Annotated in this window: 9 protein-coding genes; 4 read left to right on the forward strand and 5 right to left on the reverse strand. The window is 61.5% G+C overall.

From position 1 onward, the window contains the following. Positions 1 to 48: 48 nt before the first annotated feature. The 3 genes from IP89_RS16050 to recQ all read right to left on the reverse strand — a co-directional run bounded on the left by IP89_RS16050 (position 49) and on the right by recQ (position 4,686). A complete protein-coding gene (locus IP89_RS16050; protein WP_043310619.1) occupies positions 49 to 1,053 on the reverse strand; it encodes a DUF2804 domain-containing protein in 1,005 nt (334 codons plus the stop codon). A gap of 84 nt (positions 1,054 to 1,137) precedes the next feature. Continuing rightward, on the reverse strand, positions 1,138 to 2,298 hold the full coding sequence (locus IP89_RS16055) for a diguanylate cyclase (protein ID WP_256203156.1): 1,161 nt from the start codon (positions 2,296 to 2,298) through the stop codon (positions 1,138 to 1,140). Between the two features lie 249 nt (positions 2,299 to 2,547). Then, on the reverse strand, positions 2,548 to 4,686 hold the full coding sequence (gene recQ / locus IP89_RS16060; protein ID WP_043310621.1) for a DNA helicase RecQ: 2,139 nt from the start codon (positions 4,684 to 4,686) through the stop codon (positions 2,548 to 2,550). A 129-nt stretch (positions 4,687 to 4,815) separates the two neighbouring features. Here recQ and IP89_RS16065 point away from each other — a divergent pair, with 129 nt between their 5' ends. From IP89_RS16065 to lapD, 4 genes are all read left to right on the forward strand, one after another. After that, positions 4,816 to 5,403, forward strand: coding sequence for a YecA family protein (locus IP89_RS16065; RefSeq protein WP_043310622.1), 588 nt, complete (start codon positions 4,816 to 4,818; stop codon positions 5,401 to 5,403). A 9-nt stretch (positions 5,404 to 5,412) separates the two neighbouring features. Continuing rightward, positions 5,413 to 5,817, forward strand: a complete 405-nt coding sequence (locus IP89_RS16070) for a YbaN family protein (RefSeq protein ID WP_043310623.1) — start codon at positions 5,413 to 5,415, stop codon at positions 5,815 to 5,817. Between the two features lie 129 nt (positions 5,818 to 5,946). Then, entirely contained in the window at positions 5,947 to 6,585 is a 639-nt protein-coding gene (gene lapG, locus IP89_RS16075) for a cysteine protease LapG (RefSeq protein WP_052081113.1), read from the forward strand. 9 nt (positions 6,586 to 6,594) lie between these two features. Continuing rightward, positions 6,595 to 8,544 (forward strand): cyclic di-GMP receptor LapD, encoded by a 1,950-nt coding sequence (lapD, locus tag IP89_RS16080; RefSeq protein WP_043310624.1) that lies wholly within the window; start codon positions 6,595 to 6,597, stop codon positions 8,542 to 8,544. A gap of 86 nt (positions 8,545 to 8,630) precedes the next feature. On the opposite strand, the gene IP89_RS16085 is transcribed toward lapD, so the two are convergent. Both IP89_RS16085 and IP89_RS16090 read right to left on the reverse strand, forming a co-directional pair. Further along, positions 8,631 to 8,972, reverse strand: coding sequence for a hypothetical protein (locus IP89_RS16085; RefSeq protein WP_043310625.1), 342 nt, complete (start codon positions 8,970 to 8,972; stop codon positions 8,631 to 8,633). A 69-nt stretch (positions 8,973 to 9,041) separates the two neighbouring features. Next, positions 9,042 to 15,098, reverse strand: a complete 6,057-nt coding sequence (locus IP89_RS16090; RefSeq protein WP_218185997.1) for a DUF5801 repeats-in-toxin domain-containing protein — start codon at positions 15,096 to 15,098, stop codon at positions 9,042 to 9,044. Between the last annotated feature and the right edge of the window lie 40 nt (positions 15,099 to 15,138).

Raw genomic sequence — 15,138 nt, forward strand, 5'->3', positions numbered from 1 at the left:
TTAGTCAACTAACCATAACTCCAGCCGCGTCGGCCGCCAAGCCTGCCGTCACCATTTGACATACTGATCCTCGACGAAGCCCCACAGGTTGTCGATCACCAGCGGCTCGCGGCCCGGCGGCCGCAGGGTGCCCTGGAAGCAGCCGAACACCTGCTTGAAGTTGCTGGCCAGCACGCCCAGGTTCAGGTGCTCGCGGTGCAAGCCGTGGCCGCGGAAACTCAGCTCCACCTGTCCGTCGCCGGAAACGATGCGCCACGGCTGCAACGGGTCGTTGCGATCGAACTGGAAATGCACGCCGCCGACCGGCAGCAACTCGCCATCCAGCCAGTAGCAGTTCTCGCTGAAACTGGTTTCGTTGACCCCGCAGGACAGGTTGAGACCGACCCGCGCGCCCCCCACCTGGCCGGACAGGCAGGCCCAGTTCCAGAAGGTTTCCGGGCGCATGTAGCCGGCCGACCAGTCGTGATGGGCGAAGGCCCCCAGCGTCTGCAGATCGAAATCTCCCAGTGCGCTGCGCACGCTGCCCTGGCAACGCACCCCGGCGACCTTCTGCGCGTAGACCCAGCCGTTGACCGCGGTCGGCGTGCAGATACACATGGGCTGGAACTGTTCCTCGGAGAAACTCGCCTCGATGCGCGTGCCGTCGTCCAACTCCACCAGCAGGTGCTTGTCACTACCGCTGTTGTCCAGGCGCAGCAGGTTGGCGCCACTGCGCAGCTCGCAAATGCCCTGGTTGGGCTGCGGCGAGAAGTCCGCGCCCAGGCCCAACGGCCGCTTGAACTGGCGCTCGATCATGCGCCCGCTGGCCGGGTGGAACAGGTAGACGAAGCCGACGCTGAGCAGGCTGATATCGGCCAGCGCGCAGCCACCGATCAGCTCGTCGCTGACGATGCCGAAATACTGGAACTGGTGGAAACGCCGCCACTTGGCCAGCGCCCCGAGCCGCCGGCCCATGGGCGAGCGGAAGTCGAAATCACGCCAGTTCACCTCGCCCGGTGCAGCCGGGAAGATGCCGTAATGAGGCTGGCCGTCAGCCTGGATCAGTCGTTCCATGAGCACGCTTCCTGGAGAAAGCGCCGATGCTAGCAGCCGGACCGGCCGGCCCGAGAGACGATTCGCGCCAGCCGCTATGACGCTTCAGGTCACGACCTGATTGCGCCCGAAGGCCTTGGCCTCGTACAGGGCGCGGTCGGCGTGCGCGCACAGGCCGAAGGGATCCTCGTCCGCCGTCGGCGGGCGGCAGGCCACGCCGATGGACAGGGTCAGCACCTCCGCCACCGGCGAGCCGCAATGTGCAATGGCCCGTTCCTCCAACATCTGGCGCAAGGTCTCGGCACGCTGCCGCGCCTCCTCCGGCGAGATGTCATAGAGCAGCACGGCAAATTCCTCGCCACCCAGGCGTACGGCCATGTCCAGCGGGCGCCGGCCGCCCTGCTGCAGCACCTCGCCGACCTGGCGCAGGGCCTGGTCGCCGGCCTGGTGGCCGTAGTGGTCGTTGTAGGCTTTGAAATGGTCGACGTCGCACAGCAGCAGCGCGATCGAGCGCCCCTCGCGCAGCCCCTGGCGCCACAGGCGTGGCAACTCGCGATCGAAGCTGCGCCGGTTGTGCAGGCCGGTGAGGCTGTCGCGATGGACCAGCAGCCCCATCAGGCGGCTGACCAGGAATTGCTCGCGGGACTTGAGCTCCAGCAGGTAGCAACCCACGGCACCGATCAGATTGCCGACCAGCAGGAACAGCAGGTTGTTGAACAGCCGCTCTGGCGCCAGGCCCACCAGCGTTTCCAGCACGCCGTAGACCAGCACCACCAGCAGCGCGGTGAACAGCGCCTCGGACAGACGTAGGCCGACCAGGAAATAGGCGGCGATGCACACCAGCAGCAACCCCTCGTAGGGGAAGTCCGCGGCCTGATGGTGCGCCAGGGCGATGATCGTTGCCGCCCCCAGGCCCATGGAGCCGATGCAGGCGATGCTCAGCGACGCAGTGAGGTGCGGATAGCGGCGATTGATGATCAGCCGGCCACACACCAGCAGCAGCCCCAGCACGCCGAGGCGAATGGCGAGTGCGGCATAGAGCACGGGCGCATCGAGCATCCAGAAGTCGGCCAGCGCGAACAACGCCCACACGCTAACCGCGAAGAGCAATGCCACACGGCGCAGATGGAAACTCTCGCGCAGCACATGGGCGCGATATTCCAGCTCGATGGCGGGCACGAAACGCAGGTAGCGGAAACCTTGGGACAGCTGCTCGGCGTAAGGGTTGGGGCGTACCTCATCCAACCATTCGGAATGTGGCGACACCAGTGACCTCTCTCGTTGCTCGCTCGGGGAGCACCCTATCTATTTGTGACAAACGTCACAAGTTTGTCGCCAACTTTCCGACGTAAAGAATGGTTAACGCCGCGACATCAGAGCCTGGTCACGATCTTCTGGATTAGAGCCAGACAAGGCAAAAAGCCCGAGGAAGCGCAGTTTACGGGTGGTAAATGAGCATTCCGAGGGCGCTTTTAACGCCGTATGGCCGACAGCCAGGAGATCGTGATCCGGCTCTCAGACCTCGAACTCGGCCTGCAACGCGGCACGTACGCAGTGCAATACGCCTTCCGGCACCTGCCCGGCGAACTGCTCGGCCACCGCCGTCACTGGCGGCAGCTCGCCCTCGCCGTCGAGGAAGGCGTCCTGGATCTCGCCGAGCAGCTCCTCCGGCAGATCCAACGCCTGTTCCAACGACAGCTGCTGGCTGCCGATGGCCTCGGCCAGCAGGTTGTATACGCTCTTCTCGCCGCAGTTCAGCTGGTTGGCGATCTGCGCCGGGGTCATGCCGGCGCGGGCCAGGCTGACCAGTTCGTGGCGCAGATCAGTAACCACCTTGGGCGCTTCGGCGGACTCGCCACCGTTGAGCACCTCGAGGAAGGCCTCGCCATAGCGCTCCAGCTTGCGTGCGCCAACGCCGCTGACTTGGGCCATCTCGGAGAGATTGCGCGGCTGGCTGCGCAGCATCTCTAGCAGGGTCGAGTCGGGGAAGATGACGTAGGGCGGCACGCTGTGTTCCTCGGCCAGCTTGCGGCGCAGGGCGCGCAGCGCCTCCCACTGCTCGCGCTCCTCGCCACGCACCAACTGGCTGGCACTACTGCCGCTGGCCTTGGCCGCTTGTTGCGGCTTGAGGTCACGCCGCAGCTCCAGGGTCACCTCGCCACGCAGCAGCGAGCGGCAACTGTCGGACAGGCGCAGGCCGCCATAGCCTTCCAGGTCGACGTCGGCCAGGCCGCGCGCCACCAGCTGGCGGAACAGCGTGCGCCAGTCCGCCTCGGACAGCGCTTTGCCCATGCCGAACACGGCCAGGTGCTGATGGCCGGAGGCGCGAATCTTCTCGTTGTCGCGACCGAGCAGGATGTCCACCAAGTGGCCGACGCCATAGCGCTGGCCGCTGCGGTAGATCGCCGACAGCGCCTGGCGCGCCGGTTCGGTGGCATCCCAGGTCTGCACGTTGTCGACGCAGGTGTCGCAGTGGCCACAGGGTTGGGCCAGCTCCTCGTCGAAGTAGGCCAGCAGCGCCTGGCGGCGGCAGCGGATTTCCTCGCAGAGGGCGAGCATGGCGTCGAGCTTGTGCTGTTCGATGCGCTTGTGGCGCTCGTCACCCTCGGAGTTGGCCAGCATCTGCTTGAGGAACACCACGTCCTGCAGACCGTAGGCCATCCAGGCGTCGGCAGGCAGGCCGTCACGGCCGGCACGACCGGTTTCCTGGTAATAGGCCTCCAGGCTCTTGGGCAGGTCCATGTGGCAGACGAAGCGCACGTTGGGCTTGTCGATGCCCATGCCGAAGGCGATGGTCGCCACCATGATCAGGCCTTCCTCGTTGAGGAAGCGCTTCTGGTGATAGGCACGCAGATCGCTGGGCAAGCCGGCGTGATAAGGCAGCGCCGGGAAACCCTGGGCGCTGAGGAAGTCGGCCACCTCCTCCACCTTCTTGCGCGACAGGCAGTAGACGATGCCGGCATCGCCCTTGCGCGCAGAGAGGAAGGCCAGCAGCTGCTTGCGCGGCTGATCCTTGGGCTGGATGCGGTAGAAGATGTTCGGCCGATCGAAACTGGAGAGGAAGCGCTCGGCCTGCTCCAGATGCAGGCGCTGGGCGATCTCCTCGCGGGTACGCATGTCCGCGGTAGCGGTCAGGGCGATGCGCGGCACGCCGGGGAATAGCTCGGCCAGTTGGCCCAGTTGCAGGTATTCCGGGCGGAAATCGTGGCCCCACTGCGACACGCAGTGCGCCTCGTCGATGGCGAACAGGGCCACCTGCGGCAGGCGCTGCAGGAAGTCGAGCATGCGCGGCTGCACCAGGCGCTCGGGCGCCAGGTAGAGGAACTTGATCTCGTTGCGCCGGATGCGCTCGGCGATGTCGCGCTGCTCGTCGTTGCTCAGCGTGGAGTTCAGCGCCACGGCGGCCACGCCGAGTTCGTCGAGGGTGGCGACCTGGTCGTCCATCAGCGCGATCAGCGGCGAGACGATCACCGCCAGGCCTTCGCGCAGCAGCCCGGGCACCTGATAGCACAGAGACTTGCCGCCGCCGGTGGGCATCAGCACCAGGGCATCGCCACCTGCGGCGACGCGCTCGATGATGGCCGCCTGGTTGCCACGGAAGGCGTCGTAGCCGAATACGTTCTTGAGGATGCTGAGGGCTTGTTGCGCGAGCATGCCGGTCTCCATTGCGAGCCGCGCAGTATACGCGAGCAGGCCGGCGACCAGGCCATCGCCCGTCGGCCGTGCTTTTGCGGGCATGGGCGGCTAGAATCCCGGTGTTTACTCACTCAAGGTAGTTCCACGATGTCCTTCGCCGAGCAATTGTCCCGCCTGCAAGCCTTCCTCGATGCCGACGACCTGCACGAGGAGGCGCTGGACTACGTGGCCGCCCATGGCTACCTGACCGCCCTCTCAATCTGCCCCGATCAAGTGCCGGAGCGCGAGTGGATCGACGCGCTGTTCGCCGAGCCGCCGCACTACCGCAGCGAGGCTGAGCGCGAAGAGATCGAGACCACCCTGCACCTGCTCAAGGCCCACATCGCCCGCCAACTGGCCAGCGACGACGAGCCGGAAGTGCCTTGCGACCTGGATCTGGGCGACGAGCCCGACGACTCCGACCTGCGCGGCTGGTGCATCGGCTTCATGGAAGGCGTGTTCCTGCGCGAAGCGGTGTGGTTCGAAGACTCCGAGGACGAAGTCAGCGAGCTGCTGCTGCCGATCATGGTCGCCTCCGGCCTGTTCGACGAGCAGCCGGAATTCGCCGAGATCGCCCGTGACCGCCAGTTGGTGGACAGCATGGTCGACCAGATCCCGGAACTGCTCACCGCGCTGTTCCTGCTCTGCCACGCACCAGAAGAAAAACCCGCACTCCTCAAGCCGCGCCACCACTAAGGCGCGCTCATGGCGCACGCCGATATCCAGCAGAGCCGCCACCGCAGCGTTCGCTATGCGCTGCTGGCGGTCGGCTGGCTGAGCGTGGCGCTAGGGGTGATCGGCATCTTCGTACCGGTGCTACCGACCACCCCGTTCCTGCTCCTGGCGGCGGCCTGCTTCGTGCGCAGCTCGCAGCGCTTCTACCTCTGGCTGGTCAACCACAAGCATCTCGGTCCGTGGATTCGTGACTACCTGGAAGGCAACGGCATTCCGCTCAAGGGCAAGGTCTACGCCATCGGCCTGATGTGGGCCAGCATCGCCCTGTCCTGCTACCTGGTGCCCATGCTCTGGGCCCGCGCCTTCATGCTCACCAGCGCGGTGCTGGTGAGCATCTACATCCTGCGCCAGAAGACCCTGTCGGCGCGTGATTGACGCCTAGACGCAGCGGCAGAAATCCCCGCCTCTGCCTACACTTTCTCCACCTCCTGTGGAGACCCTCTCATGCAGCTCCGGCCGAGTTCTCAAGGACGAGCCAAGCGCCTGCCGGCCGGCAGATTGCGCATGCTTGCCCTGCTCGGTCTGCTGCTGGCCATGGTCGCCAGCGCCAACTGGGATTTCGGCGTGATCCTGCAGAAGGCCGAGCAACGCTACGGCAGCCTGGGCGCCGCCAAGGGCCGCATCGAGGCCTGGGACGAGCTGATCCGCGCCAGTGAAAACCTCCCGGAGAACGAGAAGCTGGCCACGGTAAACCGCTTCTTCAACCGCCAGTTCCGCTTCTCCGACGACAGCCGCAACTGGCGGCAGAACGACTACTGGGCAACCCCCGTCGAGGCGCTGATCAAGGGCGCTGGCGACTGCGAGGACTACTCCATCGCCAAGTACTTCACCCTGCGCCGCCTGGGTGTGCCCAGCGAGAAGCTGCGCATCACCTACGTCAAGGCGCTGCAGTACAACCAGGCGCACATGGTGCTCACCTATTACTCCAGCCCCAGCGCCGAGCCACTGGTACTGGACAACCTGATCGGCGAAATCCGCCCGGCGTCCAAGCGCAAGGATCTGCTGCCGGTCTACGCCTTCAATGCCGAGGGTCTCTACCTGCCGGGGCAGACCGGCAAGAAGAGCGACACCAAGAAACTGTCGCGCTGGCAGGATCTGTTGAAGAAGATGCGAGCCGAAGGCTTCGACATCGGTGAGGGTTAGGAGAAGCCTATGTCCCTGTTGAAACAGCTGTTTCTAGCCATCTGCCTGTTCCTCGTGGTGGCCTTCACCGGCAGCTTCATCGCCAGCGTGGAGACCTCGCGCGAACAACTGCTCAGCCAGTTGCGCTCGCACGCCCAGGACGCCGCCACCGCCCTCGGGCTGTCGATGACGCCGCACGTGGACGATCCGGCGATGATCGAGCTGATGGTCAGCTCAATCTTCGACAGCGGCTACTTCGCCACCATCCGCGTGATACGCATTCCCGGCGACGAAGTCATAGTCGAACGCCGCACCACCACCACCTCGGACCGGGTGCCGCAGTGGTTCGTCGATCTGGTCGACCTGGAGCCGGAAGGCGGCGATGCGCTGATCATGCGCGGCTGGGAACAGGCGGCGCGGGTCGAAGTGCTCAGCCATCCGCAGTTCGCCCTGGCCAAGCTGTGGGACAGCGCCATCGGCAGCCTGCTCTGGCTGCTGCTGTGCGGCGTGGTCAGCGCCATCCTCGGCGGCTGGCTGCTGCGCACCCAGCTACGGCCACTGGACAACATGGTCAACCAGGCCCAGGCCATCAGCCGCCGCGAATTCCTCACCCTGCCCCGTGTGCCGCGCACGCCCGAATTGAAGCGCGTGGTGCTGGCGATGAACCAGATGGTCGAGAAGCTCAAGCAACTGTTCGCCGAAGAGGCCGCACGCAGCGAGAAACTGCGCGAGGAAGCCTACCAGGACAGCCTGACCGGCCTGGCCAACCGCCGCCTGTTCGAGATCAAGCTGGCCAACCAGCTGGCCGTCACCGAACAGAACGCCGCCGGCTACCTGACTTTCCTGCGCGTCAACGACCTCGGCGGGCTCAACCAGCGCATGGGGGGCCAGCGTACCGACTCACTGATCTACAGCATCGGCGAACTGCTCAAGCGCCTCATGGAGCAACGCGGCACCCCGGACTGGCTGGCCTCGCGTAGCCGCGGCGGAGAATTCACCCTGCTCACCCCTGGGCTGGTCGGTGAGGACGCCGACCGCCTCGCACAGGAGCTGGTGGATGGCCTGGAAAGCCTGCGTCAGACCGGCGCCAGTGACTGCACCCCCGTTGCGCACCTGGGCATAGCCGCCTTCAAACCTGGTGAAGAAGTACCCAATGTCATCGGCCGTGCCGACCAGGCGCTAGCTCAGGCGCAAAGCAATGCCGGCAAGCCCTGGGAGCGCCTGGACGACTACAACGCCAGCAGCGGCCAGGGCCTGCACGACTGGCGGCGTTGGATCGACGATGCGCTCAACCAGAGCATGCTGCAGCTGTACTTCCAGCCGGTCACCACCTGCGTCGATACCACCCAGGTCCTGCATCAGAAGGTCCTGGCTCGCCTGCTCGACCCGAACGGCGAAGCCGTGGCCGCCGGCCGCTTCCTGCCCTGGATCGAACGCCTGGGCTGGGCCGCGCGCTTCGACCTGGCCATGCTCGAACACAGCCTGGCACACCTGGCCAAATATCCACAGCCGCTGGCCCTCAGCCTGTCAGCCGCGACCCTGCGCGATGCCGCCAGCCTGGGCAAGCTACTGGACGTACTCAAGGCCAACCCACAACAGGGCGAACTGATGACTCTGGAGTTGGACGAACGCTACCTGCCGCCACCGGCAGAGCTGGAGAAACTCAGCCAGCAGGTACGCGACGCCGGCTATCAGCTGGGCCTGCAGCACTTTGGTGGGCGTTTCAGCCTGATTGGCAACCTGACCCATCTGGGCCTGGCCTATCTGAAGATCGACGGCAGTTATATCCGCGCCATCGACAAGGAAGACGACAAACGCGTGTTCATCGAGGCGATCTTCCGCGCGACCAACAGCATTGATCTGCCGCTGATCGCCGAGATGGTGGAAACCGAAGGCGAACTGAACGTGCTCAAGGAGCTGGGCATCCACGGTGCCATGGGCCGCCTGATCGGAGCCCCTGCACCCTGGCAGGCTGAATAACGGCAGTGAGGCACGACCGGCTCGCCTGGAGCGCTATCGCCAGGCGGGCTCTTGCCGTGTGCAACGCATAGCGCCGATCAAGCCAATCAGATCAGCTGGTTTTCCTCGTCGCCCAGCAGGCCCGCCAGGCCTTCGATCTCGGCACGGGTCACGGCACGCTGATCCAGCTTGCGCCGTGCAGCTTCGGGCAGGTCGGTGTAGCGAATCACCCCCTTCTCCACCAGCACGCTGACCACGTCCTCCAGCACCCGCACCAGTTCCAGGTCGGAGTCCTTCAGGCTGGCCAGACGCTCCTTGACCTCCTCGCGAGCCTCAAGCCAGTTGTGCAGCTCTTGGCTCTCGACGGCCAGCGTCTCTGTCATACCGTCGAACGGATCATGCTCTACCCGCAGCAACCGCCCCTCGGCATCCCTTTGCACGTACACCATGTGGCTTCCTCCAGGCATAAAAAAGCCCGCTACCCCACAAGGGTAGCGGGCTGATCATATAAGTGGAGGTCAGACGGTGTCGACCTTCAACGTACCATCACCGAGCATGCCACTGATGACACCTGCGGCATCTACCGAACCATATGCCGCCTGCAGGTTGATATCCGCCAACACGATAGTCTGCCCTGTGCCACCAGCTCCAGCTGCGTTGGCATCCACTGTAATAGTGGTGCTAGAGCCGAAGGAGAAGGTCAGGTACTGGCTCAGGCTGGACACCGTATCGTCCTCACCGATCAGCAACTGGGACAGATCCAGCGAGTCGACGCCCTTGACGAAGTCCGTGACTGTAGTGGTGCCAGTATTACCCGCCAGCCATTTGAAGGTATCGGCGCCATCCCCACCGGTCAGGCTGTCATTGCCGCCATTGCCGATCAGGATATCGTTGCCCTCCAAGCCGACCAGTGAGTTGTTACCACTGGTGCCGGTCAAGGTGTCGTCGAAGCGCGAACCGATCAGATTCTCGATCGAGTTCAGTATGTCGGAACCCGCACCACCGGTATCCTGCAGCACTGTGATACTCAGATTCACCGCCACGCCGCTGGCTGCATCGAAATATCCGGCGGTATCGTTGCCCGAACCGCCATTGAGAGCATCGTCGCCGCTACCTCCCACTAGAAGGTCGTCGTTATTACCGCCATTGAGGATATCGTTGCCGTCGTTGCCGATCAGGATATCGTTGCCGTTAGCACCATTGAGGGTGCGTCCACCAGCCAGGCCATCGATCAGGATATCGGCATTATTAGTGCCATCCAGATCACCGCTGGTGTCCAAGGTGATCGATACCGATGCAGTGTCGCTCGCCCCACCATTTGAAGAGGCGGTATAGCTGAAGGAGGAGTTGCTATTACCTCCACCTGTGTTGCCATTGTTGTCGTTGAAGTTCACAGCTCCATAGAAGCTGGTCCCTGTCGTGTGCGAAGCAACACCACCAGCCACCGAGCCGATACTGGTGAGGTCCAATCGACCATCTGGATCACTATCGTTCCAGAGAAGGGCCCACTCCGGAATCGCGACAGCTGTACCACCAACATTAGTGCGAACCGCATCGTCGCTAGTACTGCTACTGTCTCCGACTGGGGTGATATTGATAGTCGCGGTATCAATCGCAGTCAGAGCACCGCCTCCCACCGAACCCGCGTCATCAATCATCAACATCAGCGCTGCAGCTACCGCCGGGGCATTGAGGTTCGCGTTGAATACAATGCTGCCAGCCGATCCTGCTCCGGTATCAATGCCTGCAAGCAGATTGTTCAGCTGAGCCAACGTGCCCTGGAAGGTCACTTTCGCGGTTCCGCTTCCGGTCAAGCTGGTGACGCCACTGTTACCTGCGCTGACAGTCAGCGTCCCTTGAGATACGGCCAGGGTCACCGTGCGAACACCATTACCACCGTCCACATCCCCCACCGACATACCAGTACCACTCAAAGTCAGATTGGTCTGTTCGGTCGCGTTGTAGCTGAGGTTAGTGATAGTTGCAGTAGGCGCATCGTTAACCGCGGCCACGTTGATGGTCATGGTGTTCGGGGTCGGGTCGAGATTGACCCCGCCATTGGCCGTACCACCATTGTCTTGCACTTGGAAAGTGAACGTGGCGTTGCCGTTGTAGTCCGGCGCCGGCGTGAATTTCAGCAGGCCATTGGCGATATCCGTAGCGCTGACAATCTGTCCCGCCGCAACCGCCACGTTGTTGAACTCCAAGGTACCATTGCTCGGTACGGTAGTGATTTTGACAGCCAGCAAGTTGTTGCCATCACTGTCGGAGAAGCCGAAGTCTGCCTGGGACAGAACCTTGGCCGTATCCTCGACAGCAGCAACAGACTTATCTGTACCGCTGGGTGCCTGGTTGATGTTGCTTACATTAACCGTTATTTCCAGTGCGCTGGACGTGCTGCCAGAGGTGGAAACGACGTCACCATCACCATCCACAAGCGCGTACTGGAACTTCTCGGTTGCATCTGCCGACACGCTTGCAGGTGCGGTGTAGCCCCAAGCTCCTGAAGTGAAGTTGAAGGTCAGCTTGCCACCCAAATCAGTCGTGACGACCAGAGTAGAGGCACTGCCACTAGTCAAGTGACCTGCGTTGTCTCCAAGGCTGGTAACTGCGATGGCGGAACTCCCACCAGACTGACCGTTCCAGGTGTAGGTCGTGCCATCGACCGTAACCGACAGGATACGACCGCCATCAGCGCCATAGCTGGCCGTCAGGGTGCCACCTGTCGAGGGAGTAGTGGGTACTGCATCAATCAATACACCGCCGAGCGTGCTCGTGTCGGAAACAATGATGACGTTCGTGTCCGTACTTCCGCTATTGGTCGATGACGTCTCACCGGGCTTCCACGCAATCGGCTCTAGGTAAGCACGGTCCGAGCTGTCCAGGCCACCGAAGCCAACTGCATAGGATGCCGAAAATCCTTTGCTTGCCAGCCAGGTATACCAAACAGACTCTTCAGTAGTGCTGATACCCTCACTGCTGCTGGGCTCATTCGGCTCGCCGTCAGACAAGAACATCGCAACCAGAGGCAATGTACCAGTCGCCCCCGTAGGCGGCGTCGTAAAGCCATTCATCGCATCATTCAATGCATCGTCGTAGTTAGTGTTTCCACTACTGCCAGTCAATGCATTGATAGCAGCCTGCGCTTGGGCCAAATCTGTCACCCACACACCGGTGCCATTGCCAACCCAATCGCTATTCTGAGAGCCCGAGCCATCGTACACAGCAGCACTAGAACCGAAGTCCACCAAGTAGACAGCGTTAACCTTGCCACTAGCGAACAGGTCTGCCACGGCTGCCTTAACAGCAGCGATCCGATCGCCCGCCATACTTCCAGAGTTATCGATGATCAGCATCACATTGGTCTTGACGACGGTCGTACTGCCTTCGTCCACACGCACTGCGGCAGGAGATGTGGCGAAAGGCATATCGTCATCAATGGTGATAGTGATGCTTTTGCTATCGGTTTGGCCGCCATTGTTGTCAGTGGCCTTGATGCCGATATTCAGCGTCCGATCCTGAACATCTTCATTGCTGTTTTCTGCATGCTTGATGGCATTCAGCAAGGTGAATGTCCAAGAGCCGGTTTGATTACCCGTGATAGCGTCAGCCGCACCTGGAGCGCCCAGCGCTACAGTGAAGTAAGTGGTGCCACCGACAACACCACTGGCGGTTTGGCCATCGCCTGACACAGACCATGTAATCGACTGGTTGGCATTGTTGAAAAGGCCCGTGGCGGCACCGTTGGTAACATCCAGGGCTACCGAACCACCTTCACCATGGAAGTTAACCGTGTAGCTGCTGGTGTCGCTGGCAGTGCCATTACCATCGTGCGTGGATGGCGCTGGCAAGTCCTTGTTACCTGCCGCCAGGAAGTCCTCGTCCACATTACCGGCGGATTTCGTCAGAGTGAGCGTCGGCGAGACCGTCTTCAGTAGATTCACAGTGAACGATGCCGTTGCCTGATCACCGTCCGTATCAGTGAGCTGATAGGAGAAAGTGATGGCCTGATCGGCCTCTACCGTTTGGGTCTGATTAAATAACCACGCGCCATTTGCTGCCATAGTCAGGAAACCGACCGAGCCACTGGCGCTAGCTAGCACCGTGCCGTTGGCAGCGATATAGAGCGTTGTAGTGCTGCTGACATCCGTGTAGCTGACAGCGCTCGATACTTTGATTCCAGTAACACTTGCACCGTCGGCTCCAACTTTGTCAGCGCCATCGATAGCATTAGCCTGGCTCTCGGCACCTGTGATCACGTTGCCGGAAACCTCTGCAGTAGCGGCGTTAGAGTTCAGCGCTGTGATGGTGTAGGCCCCATCGCCAATGGCCAACGGGGCATCATCGTCAATGGTAATAGCCAAAGTTTGCGTAGATGAGCCAGCGTCATTAGTAGCCGTCACCGTGACATTGAGAATTGGATCGATTGCATTCTCGCCGCCACCATCCGCATGCTCAATCGACTGTTTCAACTCGACTTTGTAGTTGCCATCGTTGTCGATCGTAATCTCCAATACCGAATTGCCGAGGTTATCGACCAGCTTCAGATACTGCGAGGTGCTGCTGGGGCTTACCACCGGGTGAGAGCCGTTATGCAACGTGATGGCGTTGAGCGCTGCCGGGGTGATCGTGAGCGCCAGACTGCCACTTGGCGCTCCGCCCCAACCTACAGAGAACTGGCCGTTATAAACCGCCTCGCTCGTACCACTGCCACCGACAAGATCGCCATCTCCCTGGGAGGTGCTGGTATTAGCGTTGACACCTGCAGCCAAACCATCCTCATCGACTGTTACGGATGCGCCCTGGAAGCTTGGCGGCTGGATCGTAACCATCGTAGTGATCGAGAAGGTTGCCTCATCGGTATCGCCGTCGCCATCAGTCAGTCGATAGGTGAAGGTGAAAGTCTGCTGGCCGCTGGCAGTCTGGTCGAAGGCCCAAGAGCCATCCGAGTTGATATGCAAGACACCCAAACTGCCGGCATTGATATTGGCTCCAGTGGCGGCGTCCACCGTGACCCAGCCGCCATTACCCAGTTTTATCGCGGAAATACGGCCACCATCAGCCCCGGCGGAGTCAGCGCCGGCAACTCCGTTCGCCTGACTCTCCGCTCCGCTCAACACATTCCCGGTCAACTCAGGAACACCAGCAGAAACGCTCGTTACCGTGTAGTTGCCATCGTCAATGGCGTTAGGGCCGTCGTCCTTGAAGCTGATGACCTTGCCGATATCCAGGCTGCCAGTCGCTGTATCACCATCTTTGTCGGTAACAGTAGCGGTCAGGCTGACATGGCCAGAGCCAAGGAACTTAGCCTCGTCTGGATCAGAGGTCGGGTGAACGATGGCGCGTATCTGATCGAGGGTGACCTTTCCATCAGCCCCCACGGTAAGAGTAAACACCTGTTTTTCCGAGGCGCCGGTGCCGATATATCCCTCGATAACGTTATCCGTGCCTGCCTTGACACGGAGCATCACAGTCTCGTTGGTCTCGGTATCCTGCAGGCCGGAGTTGGCGTTCTGCACGGTCAGTGTGTAGGCCAGGCTCTGCAGTCCGTCGGCCCCAGGCTGCACGTTGAAAAGCCCACTGAAATCAGCAGAGGCATTCCATGCCAGGTTCGACTCATCTACCTGCAGTTTCAGGGTAGAGCCCCAGGTAATACTGGTGCTGACATCGTTGTAGTCGTAGTCGGACGAATTAGTCTGGTCTTCCCAGTTTTGGTTGCCAGCGCTGCCAGTGTCCTGAAGATGCGAGCCTCCAGGATTCAGGGTAGCGTCGCTGAACAGCACGTTGGCACCATCGGCACCTACCAGCGGCGTGCTACCAACGAAGGCCTGCCACTGACCGCCAACCAACTGGAACGTGACTTCCGCACCGTTTACGAGACCAACGTTTCCAGCACCATGGGGGATGATGAAAAAGCCCGTATTGGCGGGATCAAGAGCGCTGAGATCAGCAGTGTCACCGACACTCTGGGAATGCACATTGGCCCAGATAATCTTGCCAGTGACCGGAGTGCCATCATCAGCTTTGACGTAATACCCATAGCTGTTACTGAAGCCCGCAGAGGTGCCTTCAAAGGTCACCGAGGAGTTGAGTCCCAGAGCACCGACCTGAATGGTTGGAGAATCATCGTCGATAGTAACGACTAGCTTACCGGTGGCAGAGTCGTTGTCCTTATCGATCACCTTATAGCCGACATTCAGGGTGATATTGTCTTCGGTCCCCGGTTGAGTGTGCATCAGCGGCTTGAGCAGTTTTATCGTGTAAGCACCGCTTGCAAGATCCGTCAGCGCTACGGTCATCAGATCGCCACGGGCACTACTGATGGTCAGCGTATTGGTATCGGGATCCCAGGTTGACGTGACTGCCTCGCCCCCCAGGCTTGTCGGCCCAGTGAGCACGATGGACTTCAGACCATCAGAGCCAGCATCGAAACTCAGATTTCCGCTAGCGCTGGTATGAGCACCGGATGCATCGTCAGGCCCACCATTTATACCTCCACTCAATCCCTCATCATCAAGGATACGTGCCGCTTCAGTGGTACCGGCCCACGGACCATCGTCCTCGAAGCCAACCACCTTGCCCAGGTCAACATAGGCACTGTCCGAATCACCGTCC

It is taken from the genome of Pseudomonas sp. ML96 (assembly GCF_000761545.1).
Taxonomy (GTDB): Bacteria; Pseudomonadota; Gammaproteobacteria; order Pseudomonadales; family Pseudomonadaceae; genus Aquipseudomonas.